The sequence below is a fragment of the Dendrosporobacter quercicolus genome, from assembly GCF_900104455.1.
In the GTDB taxonomy this organism is placed as follows: Bacteria; Bacillota; Negativicutes; order DSM-1736; family Dendrosporobacteraceae; genus Dendrosporobacter; species Dendrosporobacter quercicolus.
This window is the reverse complement of sequence record NZ_FNHB01000001.1, coordinates 1,277,780-1,294,679: the sequence shown is the minus strand read 5'-3', so window position 1 is coordinate 1,294,679 and position 16,900 is coordinate 1,277,780. Positions and strand designations below refer to the sequence as shown.

The window sequence follows — 16,900 nt, the reverse complement described above, 5'->3', positions numbered from 1 at the left end:
AGGAGAGTAAGCGTGATTAAAGCAGATATAAGAAAATTTGAAGACTATCGAAGTGAGCAAATCGCTAATACGATTAAACGATATCAGCAAGTACGCAGTTCGTTGGAATATGTTGCAAACAGGCTGGATAGAGTAGGGAAAACAGGAGCCAGAACGGCAAAAGAGGAGCTGCTGTGCATTATTGTGGATATTGATCAGGGGATTAAGCACCTAAGTCCGCGTCAGCAACGGGTAATTCTGCTTTTGCAGCAAGGCTATGAATATAAAGAAATTAGTACCGCTATGGGCATTAGCGCCGCTACGGCGGCCTCACATGCAAGTCAGGCGTTTAACAGACTGACCAGCTATTTAAATAAACGTGCAAAATTAGTCCAGAACAGTCTGCACTAAAAAGAGAAAGCCGTGTGTGGTTTCGTAAGGAACGCAGTACCCGGCCCTCGGTACTAACATCCTGTTGAAAGGGCAGGCAGTGAGGGGGTGAGGCATATAGAATAAAAGCCGGTAAGAAGATTTAAGTGACGGGAATGTCATAAAAATGGGTTTTGACTCAAATAAGCCTGCGGCCAACAGCGCTCTGTCAAGCGCTGATATGCGCAATACTTTCGGCACATTAAAAACGCGATTGCCAAAGAACACAACTGGAATGATACAGACGCCAATGTCAGCAGCCACCGCCTGCGGCAATTATCAGTTAAATAAGCTTGGGGGGATGGATATTGTAGTTGCACAGTGCCGCCATGCCAGGCGCGCGTTCAGGCTCATGAGTCGATAAAATCAGCCCATAAACGAATTGACAACGTATATCGTACAGCCGGATACATTTCGGCTGGAGTTGGAGTTTATTTTGCAGGTTATTGCCTTTATGATTCAACGGGGAGGCCGTTAGGGTTACCCGTTACCGATTGGTATGACTTGCCAGCCTGACCGGGTATGCTTTGGTTATTATCCTTTTATAAAAAACAAAAGAAAACATCAATTGAATTGCATAAATCAACTCTGTCTTGTACGGATAAAGAATAGAGGGAGATTCTGAATACCAGCAACCCGGCGGCATAATAACCGGATCTGCCATATTGGTCGGACAGGATAAAACGGAGGTTGTGAGGCTGGCCCCATTCATTGAATAGAAGCCTGCTGAAAGAAGGCGCAGGTGAAGAAAAATTATTTTGGAGGAAGATAATGATGAAACAGGCAGTAGGAGCACAAGGCAGGCTATTATTGGATTTTGAAACGGTATATGGCCAAAATCCGGTGTCGAAAAACGCGAAAGTTCTTCCCTTCAACACGTTTGACGTAAAATCCAAGCAGAATATGAAAGACCCGGCTACGATAACCGGCACGCGCAATCCGGTAGAACCGTCTTCCGGCAATGTCAGCGTAGACGGCAGTATTGTAACGCCGCTTGATGACAGTGCTGTCGGATATTGGCTTAAAGGTCTGTTCGGCAATCCTGTAACAACTGGCGCGGCAGCACCGTATCGACATGTTTTTAAGGTGGGAAATACCCAGCCGTCCATGGTGCTGGAAAAAGGCTTTACCGATATTGGTCAATATGTGCTGCTAAATGGTTGTAAGATCAGCTCATTCAAACTGGCGTTTGGCGGGGAAGATGAATTAACCGCCGCCATAGAAATCATGGGCGGACAGGAACGGCTTTCAGCGGCTCCTTATGCGGAAACTCCGGCAGTTATTCCCTTTGCAGCATTCAATAACATGCATGGCCGCGTGGAAGAGGGCGGCTCTGTTCTGGCTACTGTTACCAAAGGAGAATTTACGATTAATACCGGACTTGACGGCAATCAGTATACCATAGGCAATAACGGCTGCCGCAGTGACATTCCTGCAGGGATATACAAAATAAGCGGCAGCATTACCGCGCTGTTTGACGGTCCTGATTTGCTGCAAAAAGCATTGGACGGAACAAAGTCCAGTCTAAAAGTGAATTTTGCCGCAAACAATCATAGTCTGGAGTTTCTGTTTCCGGAAATACTCTACGAACGCAGTTCGCCAGGCATTACCGGTCCGGCAGGCGTGCTGATCTCCTTGCCTTTTCAGGCTTTTTATCAGAGCAATACGGATCACACCGCTGTTAAGGCAACGTTGGTCAATAGCGTGGAAAGCTATGCTTAAAAGTAAATAATTTTAGTTAGGGAGGATATCATGCCTGGAGCAAGAGCAATGACTTATGCGGAACGAGAAGCTTTTATCGATGCTGGCCTGGACCCAATGTTTACGGATCAAAAAATAACGCCGCAGCGTGAACGCGATATTGTCGGCTGGATGTTAAAAAATATTTATCAAGACTGTGATTTCTCTGGTCAGCCTTATCCTAAATGCCGCAATCTGGCGTATCGTACTTATGAACTGACAATTAAGGCGGAAGAGGATGAAGTAAAAAACTTATAGCGGTCTGGGATTGGTATGCGGAAGGCCGGAACAGTTACTGTGAGGCCTGCCGCGTACGTCAAAAACAGACCGCGAAGCCCATAAATTGTCATGGCTGTAAAGGCAGTTGCCCGGCAATATGTCCGGGCAATCGCCGGGTTTTTGAACTCTGGCGGCTGGTAAACACCCAATGGCGCGTGGGTTTAGGCGGTATGATCGGCCTGGATTATACCGCGGTATTTCGGATCGCGGCCGTCTACCGAATGAAAATAACGCCAGGTTTGTTTGAGAAACTGAGGCAGTTGGAACTACGGGCACTTTTGCATAATAAGGAGGGATAATAATGGACAGTGATACCTCGGCAGCAGTGGACAAATGGGAAGAATACCAGAAAGAGCATATTATTGCCCTGGAAAGTACAACTGAGAAAATGCAGAACATAGCGGAAATACAGGCGTCCACACTGCAAAAAATGACTCAGGTAATACCGGATAACAGCAAGGAGCCAAGCAGTGCAAAGCTGACTCCGGCGATGGAGAAACATATTCAGGATGGCTTTGAAAATTTGCAGAAAAAAATTGATGAAGCCATTGGCGGAATTTTTGACGGAAAACAATCGGTTCGTCAGGGATTTACGCAAATTCTGCAAAATACAGGCAATGAACTGGGACGTGTAGTCATGCAGGTATGGCTGGAGGATACTATTCTTCCGGTGCTTAAAGAATGGTGGCAGGGCAGGATAAAAAACTGGTTTGGCAAAGAGGGCGGTGCCGAGCAGAAGGTGGATGATGCAGTATCATCGGCTGCTGCATCAGGGACACCCGCAACTACCACTGCAGTACAGAAAAAACAAAGTGCGGCTGACAAAGCAAAAGCAGATAAAAACCCGCTTGATGAGGCCAAGTTAATAGAAGACGGTGTCGAGCGGGTGAATGCCAGCATTCAGGGGCATATGCAAAATATGCTCAGTGGAGCGGAAAGTTTTAGGCAGAGTTTTATGGGAATTATCAAAAAACTAGCGCAGGAATTTTTGGTTGTCACTCTGCAGATGTGGGTTACCCAGCAATTTCCCAAATGGATTAATAAGATTTTCGGCATTAAGCAGGAACAAAGCGGGGGGGAAGTGCGCGGGCAGGAAGCGGTGATTGTCGGAGAATCAGGTAAGGAATTGTTTGTGCCCCATACGTCCGGAACAATCGTTCCCAATTATCAACTTAACCGGTCCGCCGCCTCTTTGGCTGAACCGGCAGTAACCATTAATGTGGTTAACAATACCGGCGTTCAGGCCAGCGCCCGCCAGGGACAGATAAACTGGGACGGCCGGCAGTATGTTGTCGATATTTTTTTAGACGCATATGCGCGAAATGTCAGCGGTATGCGCGATATCATAGGGGCGAGGGGGTAGAACTATGACTTTACCGGAATTTCCTGAGATACAGCAGCCTTGTTATCCGTTCAGCAGCGAGTGGGAAGATCCGGCGTTAACTTCCAAAATGGAAAACGGCTACATTGTCTCCCGACCTAAATTTACCAGGGTCAGGGAAACTTTTCGTCTAAAATGGCAGGCTCTGCCGGCGAGGGACTATCATGCTCTGCGCACATTCTGGAAGGATGTCGTCCTAGGCGGCAGCCGGGAATTCTACTGGACTTATCCTGAGGTGCCGGATGACGCCTATAGTAAAAAGGTGTTTACAGTCCGGTTTATAAGCGGAGAGATACGGTTTGATTTGGTTGGTCCGGGTCAGTATTCGGGGGAATTTAAACTACAGGAGGTATAGTCGACCATGGCCCTTGATTTATCTAAAGTGGCGATCCTGGAAAAGAACAAGCTGGCCTCAGACGGGGTATGGCCTAATTCTGCTGGAAATTCAGATTGACCGGGACACCGGCATCCGGATTGTCCGCAATACTTTTGAACTGGGCGGCGATACGCCAACCATGTTGTGCTAAATCATATTATTTTATTCCTGCTTAGTGACAGTCTTTTGAAAAGGAGACATTTTTATGCTTAATTGGTCCCTTGCGGGCATACTTGAAAAAAACAAGCTGGCCAATGACGCTCCATTTCTCTTGTTGGTGCAATTGGACGTTCCTGGGTTGGCAGAACCCATCCGGTTGGTTCGCAATAATGAGGATATTGCCTGGAACGGTCACTCGTGGATACGTTTCCCGATTGACTTAGACAAAATTACAAGCGAGGATGGAAAAGAACTCCCGTCGGTTAGCCTCAAGGTCAGTAATGTTGGCGGTATGGTCCAGACGTATGTCCAGCAGCACAAAGGCTTCTGTGACGCTCCTGTTAAGCTGATGATTGTTCATGCGGCCCATTTGGATAATCCCGTTCCGGAATTTGAAATGGATTATATCATAATTAAAACTGACTATGATGAGCAATGGGTAACGTTTAATATCGGAGCGTCCAACGATCACAGTTTCCGGTTTCCGTTTTGGCGGTATATCAGGGATTTTTGTCCGCATTATTTTAAGGATATTATGTGCGGCTATGCCGGCAATGAAGAACCCTGCGACAATACGCTGTCAACTTGTCAAATCAGGGAGCGCTACAATGGGGAAAAAGGGATGCAATCAGCCTAAATAAGCGGTTTAATCCCAACATTCCTCATCACCTCCCTTTAAGGACAACCTTCGATAGGAGGTATTTATTTCCTTGGTAAAAATTGATGATCTTATTGGCCAGCCCTTTCAAGACGGCGGCAGAGGCCAGGAAACCTTCGATTGCTGGGGGATGGCTCTGGAAGTTTACCGGCGTTATGGCCGGGAGCTGCCCGATTACCGAATATCTGCAATGGACGCCCAAAAAATTGGCGACCAAATGGCAACAGAGGCCCCGGCCTGGGTAGAAGTAAAGCAACCCTTGCCAGTGCCTTGCCTGGTAGTCATCCAGTTAAGCTGCGTCAGCTGGGCCAATCATGTCGGCGTATATATTGGTAACGGGAAGTTTATCCACGCCTATAGTAAAACCGGTGTGATTATTGACCGGATTAAGCGCTGGCAGAGCAATATTATTGGATTTTATGTGCCACGAGGTGAGTAATAGTGCTGGAAATTATAAAAATTGAAAATCCGTTTGACAGGACGCGCCGGGAAACTGAGCGCGTTCATTTTATCCCAGGGCAAAGCCTGCGGACGTATATTCCGGATGAGAATATAGAATTTATACTCAACGGTAATTGGGTGGAGCAGCCGGAAACGACTTATCCCTGCGACGGTGACCAGATCATTGTTATGCCGCATGTTGGCGGAGGTAGTTTTAAAAAGATACTTGGCGTGATTGCCAGCGTAGCATTGGCGGCTTATACGGGGAAGGTTGCGGACGGGCTGTGGGGTCTTGGAAAAGGATCGATTGCCTCTTGCCTTGCCTCCGGTACTGTAGCAGTGCTTGGTGGCAAAATCATAAACGCGCTTGTCCCAGTGGAACGGTCCGGCTTATCATCGCAAGAAACCACCCAAACCTACGGCTGGGACCTGCCAAAGCCTATCACCGGTGAAGGCGGCGTGGTCGGCGTGACCTATGGTGAGTGCATCCCAGCGCCGCAACTATTGGAAAGCCATCTTGACACAGTTGACGATAAGCAATATCTTAACCTGTTGTTTTGCGGTGGCATGGGGCCGGTTGACGAAATCAGCAATATCAAAATCGGTGATAACCCTATCGAAAATTACACTGACGTGCAAATTGAAACCCGGTTAGGTACAAACGACCAAACTGCCATAACCTATTTGGGCAATACCACCAACAACCAGGAAATTTCCCATGAGCTGCAAGACGCCTGGGCGACATACGTTGCCGACAATACGGACGCCCAGGGCCTACAGGTTAGTGTGGAATTTCCCAGCGGCCTTTACCATTTGAATGATAAGGGGAACCTGACAAACGCCTGGGTTGAATTAGAATCTCAGTACAGGCTTGTCGGTGGTGAGTGGCAGAATTGGTTGGGCAGTACCTATGTAGCATCGAGCGGGATTGCCGGCGCTAAATGCGCTGCCGATGCGCCGGCGGAAACGTGGACAATTCTGTGCTTAGGAGTTATGTCTCTTAAGGGCAGTGTTTCTGGTAAAATGGCTAGCAACCTTCGCCCTGGTGAGCTATATGATAATGGTAAAATATCATTTGTTGTCCCGAGGATAGGCACATACACCATCGTCACAGCAAGCACAGCCCGTATTACAGCCGCGCAAAATACCGCAGTTCGCCGTTCCTACAGCCTTGAAAATCTTGCGCCCGGGAAATATGAGGTCAGGATGCGGGTTAAAGCGCGTTCGGCGGTGTCTGGTACCCGAGATTCCACGACTGTATACTGGACGCGACTTACAACTGTGATTTACGGCAATTTTTGCCGGCCGAACAAAGTTTTAATTGGCCTGCGGATACTGGCAACCGGGCAACTGTCTGGCGGTATCCCCAGTGTTACTTGGCGGCAGCGGCGGGACACCGTTTATGCATGGAACCCGTATACGAAACAATATCAAGCCAAGCGCGCTAATAATCCAATTTGGGCGGCCTATGACATCTACCATCAGTGCCGGCTGCTGAGAAATATCAACACCGGTCAAGATGAATACGTTGTATTTGGTATCAAACATGACCGACTTGACCCGTATTGGGACGAATGGATGGAGGCCGCCGCCTATGCCGACGGACAGATTGAAGGCCCGGACGGCCCGGAGAACCGCTTTGAATTTGACGCCTTTTTTGATACTGCCCTAAAACGGCAAGTTGCTGCGCAAAAGGCGGCTACTGTCGGTCACGCCACGATAATGCTCAGGGGCAACAACATCAGCATTGTCTGTGACAAACCTGGGGTTATGACTCAGGTTTTCGGCGAAGGACGTACAGTTATGTCCAGCTTCCAGGGCAGTTTTACCGGAATCGAGGATCGGACAAAATCTGTTGAAGTCATTTTTTCGGATACCGAAAACGATTTTAAAAACACTCAATTTCAGGTTCGTTCGGAGGATTGGGCAGTCAGTTCGATTGCCGATGACACGCCGACACAGCTGCAGTTGTTTGGCGTAAAGCGGCGTTCGCAGGCTAAGCGGGAAGGCGACTATACGCTGGCCAACAATTTATTGGTTACCCAGTTCGTCGATATTTCCACCGACATTGACGCTATGGTTAGCCAATATGGTGATATTGTGGGACTTAATCATGCTGTATCCCAAATTGGCATTGCCTCCGGCCGGCTGGTTGCGGCAACGGAAGATAGCATCACGCTTGACAAAACTGTACTCCTGTCGCCCGGCAAAAGCTACGAGATCATAATTAGCCTGGCGACAGATAAGCTTGTAAAAAGATATATTGTAGCCGTTGCCAAGGACACCGAAACAGATACGCTGACTGTTACTGAGTCCTTCGGGATTATCCCGGAAAAGTATGACAATTATGTGTTCGGCGAGGTGAACAAGTCAGTAAAGCCGTTCCGCTTGGTGGGTGTTACCAAGAACGGCGATTTTAAATGTCAGTTGAAACTTGCCGAATATGTGGAAGGGGTTTATGACGGTGATTTAAACTATCCAGTTGTGGACTATACGCCGCCGGCAGCGGGAACGCTCGAAGTCAGTAATTTAAGCGTATCGTTCCGGGTGGGCTGGCAGGGCTATGGTACAGTCGTGCCGGTAATTTATTGTTCCTGGCAGCTGCCCTCGATGTCCGTTAAATCGGTAATTGTGTATTACAGTGCTGACGACGGCGCAACCTGGACAAAGTGGAGCGATATGCTGGCCACCGAAGCACAGATCAATGGGGTTAAATTGCAAGAGCGATATTTGGTAAAGGTCTGCACTGTAAACGAATTAGGCTTAACTTCGGCGGGGGTGGTATCCGACCCTATCTATATTACGGATGAGGATTTGCCAGCGCCGGAGCATGTTACTAATATTTTTATTACAGAGAACAATCAAAATCAGGGCAACAATGTTGTTTTGAACGAACTCTATGTTGCCTGCACGCCGCCGGACAGCCTGTATTACAGCCACGCCGAATGGTACATTAAATCCCACAACCCGGGGGTGAATGAGTATGACCTAACAGACCCGGCGTTTTATGATGTGCCGGTCGAAGATATCGGCGCGATGCTGGACAACTGGAAATTAGTTGACGGTGCTGCCAAAGATAATATTACCATTAAAAATCTGATCCTGGGCGAAACTTATTCCATTAAAGTAGTGGCCGTTAATACGCTGGGCAAGAAAGCCGACTTTGACACTGCGCCGGTCAAGACTCACACAATCACTGGCAAAACAACTATCCCGTCCACGCCGGACAATTTTGTTGTGCAGATTACCGATGTGGCCACATGCACATGGACAAGGATACCTGATACTGACTGTGATTTTTACGAACTGAGAGCAGACCAAAACCCGGGCGTAAACGCGGGGCTGCTGGCGCGAACAGCATCCACAAAAGCATTACCGACACTTGCTGAGCGTCAGGGGACGCTCTATTTATATGCCCATAACACAGCAGGGACCGTCGGCAAATACTCCGTACCGGCCAGCTATAGCTACTATAAAGCGCCACCGCCTATGCCACAGAATGTAACGATAACCGGCATATTCCAGGGCTTTAGGCTTACTACGGAGGCGCTGCCAACGCACTGCATCGGTATCAACGTCCATGTTGACGGGCAGGTGTATTTTAGCAATAACAATACCTATACTTACGAAGCCCGCAGCGGCATTTTCCAAATACAGGTTGCATTTGTGGATATCTTCGGCGAAGGCGCTTTAAGCCCGGTTGAGTTGGTTGAAGTACAAAGCCAGATTGCCATTGGCGAACTGGAAGATGCGGCACAGGAGGCTATTGAAAAGGCTCAGAAAAGCGTTGCTCAAGAAACGTTTAACAATGCAATGGAAGCTGTTGATGGCGCTATGGAAGTTATCAACGACGCTGTAACCGAACTGGGAGAAACAACCGTATCCAAGACTGAGTTTACGGAAACCAAAAACGAACTAGCCTTGGTTGATACTGAAAACCGGACACTGATCAGCCAGACCACGGAATTCGTCAGCGTTATGAATGGTAAGCTTGCCTCCGCTCCTGACGCTCCGGGCCAGTTCGAGAGCATTGCGGCTTTAAATGTAAAAAATAATCAAATTGCTCTTGTCGTAAACGAGAATAAAACTGCAACTGATAACGCTATTGCCGCCGTGGATATTAAAGCTAATCAGATTAGCCAGACCGTCGCCAGCAACAAGCAGGATGCCGACGGCAAAATAGAGACGCTCACCGGGCAAATAAATGCAGTGCCGGGGAAAATAACGGCGGCTGTCACCGAAGCAAAGCAAGATATAACTAACAATCAAATTGCCCCTGTAGTTACCCGTGTTGCAGCCATTGAAGTAACTACAGAAGGTATAACAAATACCGTATCTGGTTTACAAACGCAAGTAGACGGCAAAGCAGCAAACTGGGTTTATTCGGGGGTTCCTACTTTAAGCAATCAGCCTGCGGTAAACTGGAACACGGCTGCCTTAAAAGAAAAGCATCTAGGGGATATTTACTATGATACTAGCGGAAAAGCCGCATATGTGTTCTCTAAAGCAGGCGCTACTTACTCGTGGCAAGGAATAACGGCTGATGTAGATTTGTCGGAAATTCAAAGCCAGATTAACCAGCAAAACAACCAGATTAGCTCCATCGTGACAAGTACCTTGGCAAACACCCAAGTAACAGCTATCCTGCAGATGCTTCAAGGTCTGTATTTCCGGGCCGCTGACGGCAGTTTGCAATCGCTGCTGGTTATTACGCCGACAGAAGTTTACATCAATACTGGGTATTTACGGATTGCCGCCAATACCAAAATTGATGGAAATGTTATTGCATCCGGGATGATTCAGGCCGGAGCGGTTAAAGCCGGGCATCTGGAATCTAACACTGTTTCCGCCATGTTTGCGAATTTTGGCACGTTTGTGTCTGCAGGCGCAGATGGGAGCAAAACAACTATTAGTGGGCCGCTGATTACTGTGCATCATCCAAACGGTAAATTAGCGGCTCGTTTTGGGCGGTGGTAATATGCAAGGGTTACAATGCTGGGATGCTAATGGGAACTTAACCTTAGATTTAACAGACCGGTTAACCAGGGTTTTGGGCGAGTTTAAAACCGGAACAGTGAACGGAAGTATAACGGACGCGAACATAGCTAATGGAACACCCTGGATATTGAATTTAAGTATGGGTAGAAATATTGCAGAACAGGAAAAAATATTTGACATACTTATAAATGGTTCTACTATTTCTTGGACCTTTACGAATTATAGCAGTTCTTTTCCAGGGACAGCTATTAGTAGAAAATTTATCTACGGGGTGTATTGAATGGCAGCAGGGATAGAGGTTTATAACAATAATAACATTTTGCAAATCACAGATAAGTTTAGGAATTTACAATTTATAGAGAAAATAACTTTATCCTCCTTTAATTCACTGGACATACAAGAGATACCTAACGACTTGAGTAGTTTTTACGCTTTTAGAGAAATAACGGGTACCAGTTCTATCGCTATAATTTATGTGGGTAGCAGTATAATCCGTTTTTTCGCCAAACCTGCCACAAGTGCTGTAGTTGAGGTGTTTCGTTTTGGTTACTCTACTACCGTATCTTCGGGGGGAGGTTTTCAAGTATTCAACAGTAACGGCGAAATTGTGTTTGATTCAAACAACAAATACATGCGGGTTATTGATTCGAGACATACAAACAATCTCGGGAGTGGTATAACATTAAGTCACGATACAAGTATAAAAACAGCTATATTAGCTGGCTCCGTATATACATATAGTGAAATGTACAATACAGACATTATGGGAGGGAGTTGGTATACTTGGCAAGCATCAGACGCACAAGTCTTTAATTTTTATGAGGACAGAATAGAGACAAAGGTGGAAAACCTATCTTCCAGTTTAACCAGCGGAACAACAAACTCCGGTTACTTTAACGAGCGAAAAACTTCCAGTTTCCTGGTCTTAGACGTTACCAACTACTAATGAAAGGAGGCTAACGCATGGCTTTCAATTTTGGCACACAGTACGACGGCAGCGGCAGCATAATCCGAACAGGAGCATACGGTAAGACAACACCGTTTCTGATGACCAACAGCAATTTAGGGCTGTATGATTTTTTTACCGAGAACTTCCGCTCCATAATTGAGGACGGCATAGTAAAAACACCCTGGTCTAACATCCTCTCTAAGCCGACAACCCTGGAAGGATTTGGTATAACAGATGCGGCCCCTGCGGGTTATGGCCTGGGTACAGCGGCAGTTACTGCATACAATGACTGGAATAACTATAAAACAACGGGGTTTTTTCTAGGCAATAATTTACCCAATGCTCCCACAAGTGGAGCGGCTACCTGGTATTGGGTTACTGTCATTAGATACACCGATTCTTATGTATATCAAAAGGCTGTTGGATTCGGCGGCTCTGCCTTTCTCACGTTTGAGCGCAGATGCCAGGCCGGAACATGGTCAGAGTGGGAAAGAGTAGCTAAGTATGCAGACTTGGATACTAAACTATCAAAAAGTAACCTTGTTCCATCAGGGATTGCGACATATCATTACCGTGATGTTTGCGCTTATTATTACGGGGGAGTATCTATTACAGGTACATTAAAGATAGTCCTTCCGACATCTTGGACTGGCACAATGCTTAAAATTGTTATAGATGGTTTAGACCGTGGTGTTGGGAGATCGATGTGGAGTGTCGAACTTGGCGGCAGAATAGAAGTAGCGGGTAATTGGGCCTTTGCTACAGCTACTTTATCTCAGGGATGTCCATTTACAGATATACGTTTTGGACACGATGGAACTAAATGTTGCATCTTGTTAGGGACTATATCTACAATCTGGAATACAGCAAAAGTTATTATAAGTGATGTCTTTGCAGGTCAAGAAGCATCTGCTGCGTTTGGTTCTGGCTGGGGAATGGGTATAATTACCGATGAAAAAGGGATAGCTTTTGGTAGTTCTCCGACGATTTACACAAATGCGAGAGCAAACATTTCTGTTCCGCTTACAGCGGGGAAGTGGAACTGTGTATTTGTAGGTGGAGGAAGAACTGTTTGCGATTTTATCTACTATCACGATTCTGGCAATAACCCTATTAATATTCGTGGTCAACTGTTGACAACTAATGCAAGGCCAACAGGGTTATTACTTAAATATGACGTGTTTTCGTGGCAAACAACGGGGCAATTAGAAATAAAAATAGTCGATACAGGAACGACAAAGAAAATTTATTTTAAACCTATTTACGATAGTAATCTTATCGTAAATCCCAGAAACACTTTTGCATCTATCTATAAAACACCGTTATTTGACCTGGCCGACGATGATACCAGCGGCTTAAACTATGTTTGTAAAGAAATCGGCAGCTTTATTAACGGTGAAAAAATTGCAACCGTCGATCACGTTACTGCTAATGCAGCGCCTGCTGGCTATGGACTTGGAACTGCTGCAAAACTAATAATTGGAACAGATTTGAATAGTATTAGGGGTTGCGGGTTTTTTGCTGGCTATAATATGACTAATTCACCTAGCGGAAAGGGCTGGATACATTTAATCAGTATATCTAACGGGGACGATATTCTTGTGCAATTTGCCCATGACAGTTTTCAAAACAAAAGTATGTATACTAGATACTCGACAGATCGTGGAACTACATGGCAGCCTTGGGTAGAAGTAGCTAAAGTAGTTAGCCCTGCATTTACCGGAATACCTACTGCACCAACGGCTGCCGCCGGAACTAACAATACCCAGATTGCAAACACAGCGTTTGTGATTGCTAATTCAGCGAGGGCTGGTTATGTCCACCACAAAATTAATAGTGCTAAACCGGCAACTGACCTGCCGAGTACTTGGGCTGCAGGGATGTACTATACCCAAATTTATAACAATGGTTTCCCTCTTACTTTTGGGACTTGCCTGACGATCAAAGATGCAAGAAACGGTGTCGAAGCCATACAAATTGGGGTATCCTGGCCGGGTGCAGATGAAGGGTATTCATCAATGTGCATTAGGGGGAAACGTGATGTTGGCGCAGATGTTTGGGGAGGATGGACAAAAGTAGCTACAGATAGAGCCAGTTTTATACCCGCAGTAGATAACGCCTTTACAATAGGCATTGCTGATCACCGCTTAGCCCAAATATTTGCAGCCAGTGCCACGATCAATACCTCCGATGAACGCGCTAAAACCGACATTGAAGAACTAAAGCTTGGCCGCAAAGTCATAAAATCACTTCGTGCCGTTAAATTTAAATACCGTGAGCGATTGAAGAAAGTGGAAGCCGTCGAAGATGGCACAGAAATTGTAGAGATCGAACCGGAGCGAACAGAAACCCGGATAATAACCCCCGCTGTTTATGAAACGGTAGAAATCGAACCGGCAGAATATGAAACTGTAGTTACTCAGCCGGAGGAAACAAATGAAGAGGGGAATGTAATTGCTGAAGCTGTCACAGAAGAAGTATTAATAAAGGAAGCCATAACCGAAGAACGCTTGGTATCCGCAGAAGTAACCGAAGAAATCATTATCCCCGCAAAAACCGAAGAACGTCCGAAATACAAAGAAGTAATTACATCGCTACCCGGTGTCCGCCCCCACGCTGGATTTATCGCACAAGAGGTAAGGGCGGCGCTTGAGGCGCTTGGTTACGGGGATATAGGGGTATGGACGTACGACAAAGAGGCAGACCGATACGGTCTGCGCTACGAAGAAATAACTCCATTCCTAGCACTAGCCATACAGGAACTAGATTCCGAAGTTGAGGCGCAGGCAGCAAAAATCGAAGCGCAGGAGGTGATGCTGAATCAGCTCACGGCTAGAATAGAAGCTTTAGAAAATCAAACCGCATAAGCGGTTATTTTAATTTAAGGGAGGATTTTATTATGGATAAAATTATGCAATTAAAATCAGAGGCATTTGACATTAGGAGAGAGCAGGAGCGCTTAAATGAGCAAATTAATCAATTAGAGCAACTTAGGCAGCAAAAAGTGCAAGAAATATGGATAGCGGAACAGCAACTGACAAACCAACAGCAAGGGCAACCATCGGTACGAGTAGATCAAATTACCCCAGCGCGAACACCGGGGATTACGCCTGATCAGGTCAAGGACGCAGCAAACCGCTAAGGCGGTTATTTTTATGGGGGTGGGGCAATCCAGATTGCAATTGGTGAGTTGGAAGACGCCGCGCAATAAGCTATTGAAAAGGCTCAGAAAAGCATTGCACAAGAAACGTTTAATAACGCAATGGATGCCGTCAGCGACGCTATGGAAGTTATCGACGGCGCTGTAGCTGCGCTGGGAGAGACAACGGTATCCAAAACTGTGTTTACGGAAACCAAAAACGAGCTGGCTCAGGTTGATACTGAAAACCGGACGCTGATCAGCCAGACGGCGGAATCTGTAGGCATTATGGCCGGTAAACTAAACTCCGCTCCTGACGCTCCGAATCAGTTTGGAAGCGTTGCTGCCCTAAATGTAAAAGTAACCAAATCGCTTTTGCCGTAAATGAAAACAAAACCGCACTGTCGCCGCTAACAAACAGGCCCAGGGTAGCATAAACGCGCAACTGCAATCCCAAATTGACGGCAGCATTACTACCTGGTTTTCCGCCGGGGTGCCGACGCTCAGCAATGCCCCGGCCAACACATGGACGACCAATGCCGTTCGTGATGTCCATTTAGGCGATTTGTACTACGACACAAACAATAAAAAAGCCTACCGCTTTATGAAAACTGGCACAGTTTATTCCTGGGATTTAATATCAGATACCGATGTTACTGCTGCGCTGGATGCTGCACAGAAAGCACAGGACACCGCCGACAGTAAGCGCAGGGTATTTATAGCAGCGCCTGTTCCGCCATATGATGTCGGGGATTTGTGGACGCAAGGCACTGGCGGTGAACTTATGTGCTGCAAAACCAAAAAAACAACAGGCCAGGCGTACGCTGCTGCCGACTGGGAAAAAGCGACTAACATACGGACGACAGCAGCCTGAACCGCTTTCTCAGTGGCATTTATGCAACTGATAAACAGGGCGTGCAAAGCCAGTTTACGCAACAGGCAGACCGGATCAACAGTTTAGTAACAGAAATTGGCAAGCCGCTGGCTCAAACTCAAGTGACTGCTATCTTGCAAATGCTCCAAGGTCTGTATTTCCGGGCCGCTGACGGCAGTTTGCAATCGCTGCTGGTTATTACGCCGACAGAAGTTTACATCAACACTGGGTATTTACGAATTGCCGCCAATACCAAAATTGATGGAAATGTTATTGCATCCGGGATGATTCAGGCCGGAGCGGTTAAAGCCGGGCATCTGGAATCTAACACTGTTTCCGCCATGTTTGCGAATTTGGGTACGTTTGTCTCTGCTGGAGCTAATGGCAAAACAACGATCAGCGGAGCGTTAACCACAGTCCACGACGAAAACGGGCAATTAAGAATAAGATTTGGGAGGTGGTAAGATGCCCTGCGGGCTGCAAATTTGGGACGCAAACGGTAATTTAACTTTAGATGTGACCGACAGATTAACCAGGGTTTTAGGTACATTCTCTACCGGCACTACTGACGGCTCCCACACCGATGCTGCGCTTGCGTTTGGGACTCCCTGGATACATGCAACCAGCAGTTATCCTTATAACTCATATGCATGTCAGTATACTGTTAGCGGGACAACAATTAGCTGGACATTTATCGAAGGCAGCCCCTTTAATCAAGACGGTAAGCGTCCAGAATATGTTATTTATGGGGTGTATTAATTATGGCAGCAGGAATAGAGATTTATAATAATTCTGGGATTTTGCAAATTACAGCCGAATACAAGAATTTGCAGCTTGTCAGTAAAGGCACTATTACCCTAAAGCAGCAAACCAACAATTACTCTATTTCAGTAGACACAGGAGAGGGAAAAATTATTGCTTTTAAAATCCCTGCTGGCAGAAGGGTGTATACCCTTCCTTACAAGGAAGGGAGTTGGTTTTATCATCCCGCTGATGGTTTAGGGGATTTATTAGTTACTTACTATATTTTTGATTTTGCAAACATTCCTTCGGGACGATATTTTGAGGTGAGGAACGAAAACGAAGAAATTTGTTTCTCTGATGCCGCGAAGTTCATGAAGGTATTATCATCGGGAAGTGGAGCAATAAAGGATGGACATAGTTGGAGTTGGCCGGGTTCTAACGAGGAATGGGTTTTTGGGGAATACGCAACAACATCTCCTGATAATGTGGCAGTTGTTGTTGGGAAGGCTCCCACAGCGACACATGTAGTTAGTGATGGTGATGAGACAGGGGCGGGGATACAGCACGTAAACGTACACTTTCAAGGCCCGGCAATAGATTTTAGTTCAACGAATGTTAAATTATCTGTGAATGGTTCTTACTTGCTTTACTCGTACTATTTGGGCGACATGAATATCCCCACGAGGAATTACTTTCAAACAAGGTACAATTATTTAGTCTTAGACGTTACTAATTACTAACACAGAAAGGAAAG

At 46.4% G+C, this 16,900-nt stretch carries 17 protein-coding genes; all 17 read left to right on the top strand.

Features of this window, described 5'->3' with window-relative positions:
* Positions 1 to 12: 12 nt before the first annotated feature.
* Positions 13 to 390: a sigma factor-like helix-turn-helix DNA-binding protein gene (locus tag BLR06_RS05985; RefSeq protein ID WP_173812648.1), complete on the top strand. Its 378-nt coding sequence runs from the start codon at positions 13 to 15 to the stop codon at positions 388 to 390.
* Between the two features lie 789 nt (positions 391 to 1,179).
* A complete protein-coding gene (locus tag BLR06_RS05975) occupies positions 1,180 to 2,130 on the top strand; it encodes a phage tail tube protein (RefSeq protein ID WP_092069599.1) in 951 nt (316 codons plus the stop codon).
* Positions 2,131 to 2,160: 30 nt separating this feature from the next.
* Complete coding sequence (locus tag BLR06_RS05970) at positions 2,161 to 2,406, top strand: hypothetical protein (protein ID WP_092069596.1); 246 nt, start codon at positions 2,161 to 2,163, stop codon at positions 2,404 to 2,406.
* A complete protein-coding gene (locus tag BLR06_RS20340) occupies positions 2,403 to 2,726 on the top strand; it encodes a DUF1799 domain-containing protein (RefSeq protein ID WP_092069593.1) in 324 nt (107 codons plus the stop codon). Before BLR06_RS05970 ends, BLR06_RS20340 begins: the two co-directional genes overlap by 4 nt.
* A gap of 2 nt (positions 2,727 to 2,728) precedes the next feature.
* Positions 2,729 to 3,790 carry a hypothetical protein gene (locus BLR06_RS05960; RefSeq protein WP_092069590.1) on the top strand — a complete coding sequence of 354 codons (1,062 nt, stop codon included), beginning with the start codon at positions 2,729 to 2,731 and terminating at the stop codon, positions 3,788 to 3,790.
* Between the two features lie 4 nt (positions 3,791 to 3,794).
* Positions 3,795 to 4,163 (top strand): hypothetical protein, encoded by a 369-nt coding sequence (locus tag BLR06_RS05955; protein WP_092069587.1) that lies wholly within the window; start codon positions 3,795 to 3,797, stop codon positions 4,161 to 4,163.
* Between the two features lie 226 nt (positions 4,164 to 4,389).
* Positions 4,390 to 4,980 (top strand): phage minor tail protein L, encoded by a 591-nt coding sequence (locus BLR06_RS05950; RefSeq protein WP_092069584.1) that lies wholly within the window; start codon positions 4,390 to 4,392, stop codon positions 4,978 to 4,980.
* 73 nt (positions 4,981 to 5,053) lie between these two features.
* Positions 5,054 to 5,440 (top strand): C40 family peptidase, encoded by a 387-nt coding sequence (locus tag BLR06_RS05945; protein WP_173812646.1) that lies wholly within the window; start codon positions 5,054 to 5,056, stop codon positions 5,438 to 5,440.
* 2 nt (positions 5,441 to 5,442) lie between these two features.
* Positions 5,443 to 10,419: a TipJ family phage tail tip protein gene (gpJ, locus tag BLR06_RS05940; RefSeq protein ID WP_092069577.1), complete on the top strand. Its 4,977-nt coding sequence runs from the start codon at positions 5,443 to 5,445 to the stop codon at positions 10,417 to 10,419.
* 301 nt (positions 10,420 to 10,720) lie between these two features.
* Positions 10,721 to 11,386, top strand: coding sequence for a hypothetical protein (locus tag BLR06_RS05930; RefSeq protein WP_092069571.1), 666 nt, complete (start codon positions 10,721 to 10,723; stop codon positions 11,384 to 11,386).
* A gap of 17 nt (positions 11,387 to 11,403) precedes the next feature.
* On the top strand, positions 11,404 to 14,256 hold the full coding sequence (locus BLR06_RS05925; protein ID WP_092069568.1) for a tail fiber domain-containing protein: 2,853 nt from the start codon (positions 11,404 to 11,406) through the stop codon (positions 14,254 to 14,256).
* Between the two features lie 32 nt (positions 14,257 to 14,288).
* Positions 14,289 to 14,531: a hypothetical protein gene (locus tag BLR06_RS05920; RefSeq protein WP_092069565.1), complete on the top strand. Its 243-nt coding sequence runs from the start codon at positions 14,289 to 14,291 to the stop codon at positions 14,529 to 14,531.
* Positions 14,532 to 14,672: 141 nt separating this feature from the next.
* Positions 14,673 to 14,912 (top strand): hypothetical protein, encoded by a 240-nt coding sequence (locus BLR06_RS05915; RefSeq protein WP_092069562.1) that lies wholly within the window; start codon positions 14,673 to 14,675, stop codon positions 14,910 to 14,912.
* Positions 14,913 to 15,021: 109 nt separating this feature from the next.
* Positions 15,022 to 15,402 carry a hypothetical protein gene (locus BLR06_RS05910; RefSeq protein WP_092069559.1) on the top strand — a complete coding sequence of 127 codons (381 nt, stop codon included), beginning with the start codon at positions 15,022 to 15,024 and terminating at the stop codon, positions 15,400 to 15,402.
* A gap of 134 nt (positions 15,403 to 15,536) precedes the next feature.
* The gene (locus tag BLR06_RS05905; protein WP_217636840.1) at positions 15,537 to 15,866 is read left to right on the top strand and encodes a hypothetical protein; all 330 of its coding nucleotides are present in this window, start codon (positions 15,537 to 15,539) and stop codon (positions 15,864 to 15,866) included.
* A 1-nt stretch (position 15,867) separates the two neighbouring features.
* The gene (locus BLR06_RS05900) at positions 15,868 to 16,161 is read left to right on the top strand and encodes a hypothetical protein (protein ID WP_092069553.1); all 294 of its coding nucleotides are present in this window, start codon (positions 15,868 to 15,870) and stop codon (positions 16,159 to 16,161) included.
* 2 nt (positions 16,162 to 16,163) lie between these two features.
* Positions 16,164 to 16,886 (top strand): hypothetical protein, encoded by a 723-nt coding sequence (locus BLR06_RS05895; protein ID WP_092069550.1) that lies wholly within the window; start codon positions 16,164 to 16,166, stop codon positions 16,884 to 16,886.
* Positions 16,887 to 16,900 lie beyond the last annotated feature (14 nt).

Excerpts from the sequence above, each read along its gene's own strand:
- BLR06_RS05975 (WP_092069599.1), top strand. The coding sequence starts at position 1,180 with ATGATGAAACAGGCAGTAGGAGCACAAGGCAGGCTATTATTGGATTTT.
- BLR06_RS05970 (WP_092069596.1), top strand. The coding sequence starts at position 2,161 with ATGCCTGGAGCAAGAGCAATGACTTATGCGGAACGAGAAGCTTTTATC.
- BLR06_RS05960 (WP_092069590.1), top strand. The coding sequence starts at position 2,729 with ATGGACAGTGATACCTCGGCAGCAGTGGACAAATGGGAAGAATACCAG.
- BLR06_RS05955 (WP_092069587.1), top strand. The coding sequence starts at position 3,795 with ATGACTTTACCGGAATTTCCTGAGATACAGCAGCCTTGTTATCCGTTC.
- BLR06_RS05950 (WP_092069584.1), top strand. The coding sequence starts at position 4,390 with ATGCTTAATTGGTCCCTTGCGGGCATACTTGAAAAAAACAAGCTGGCC.
- BLR06_RS05930 (WP_092069571.1), top strand. The coding sequence starts at position 10,721 with ATGGCAGCAGGGATAGAGGTTTATAACAATAATAACATTTTGCAAATC.
- BLR06_RS05925 (WP_092069568.1), top strand. The coding sequence starts at position 11,404 with ATGGCTTTCAATTTTGGCACACAGTACGACGGCAGCGGCAGCATAATC.
- BLR06_RS05920 (WP_092069565.1), top strand. The coding sequence starts at position 14,289 with ATGGATAAAATTATGCAATTAAAATCAGAGGCATTTGACATTAGGAGA.
- BLR06_RS05915 (WP_092069562.1), top strand. The coding sequence starts at position 14,673 with ATGGAAGTTATCGACGGCGCTGTAGCTGCGCTGGGAGAGACAACGGTA.
- BLR06_RS05900 (WP_092069553.1), top strand. The coding sequence starts at position 15,868 with ATGCCCTGCGGGCTGCAAATTTGGGACGCAAACGGTAATTTAACTTTA.
- BLR06_RS05895 (WP_092069550.1), top strand. The coding sequence starts at position 16,164 with ATGGCAGCAGGAATAGAGATTTATAATAATTCTGGGATTTTGCAAATT.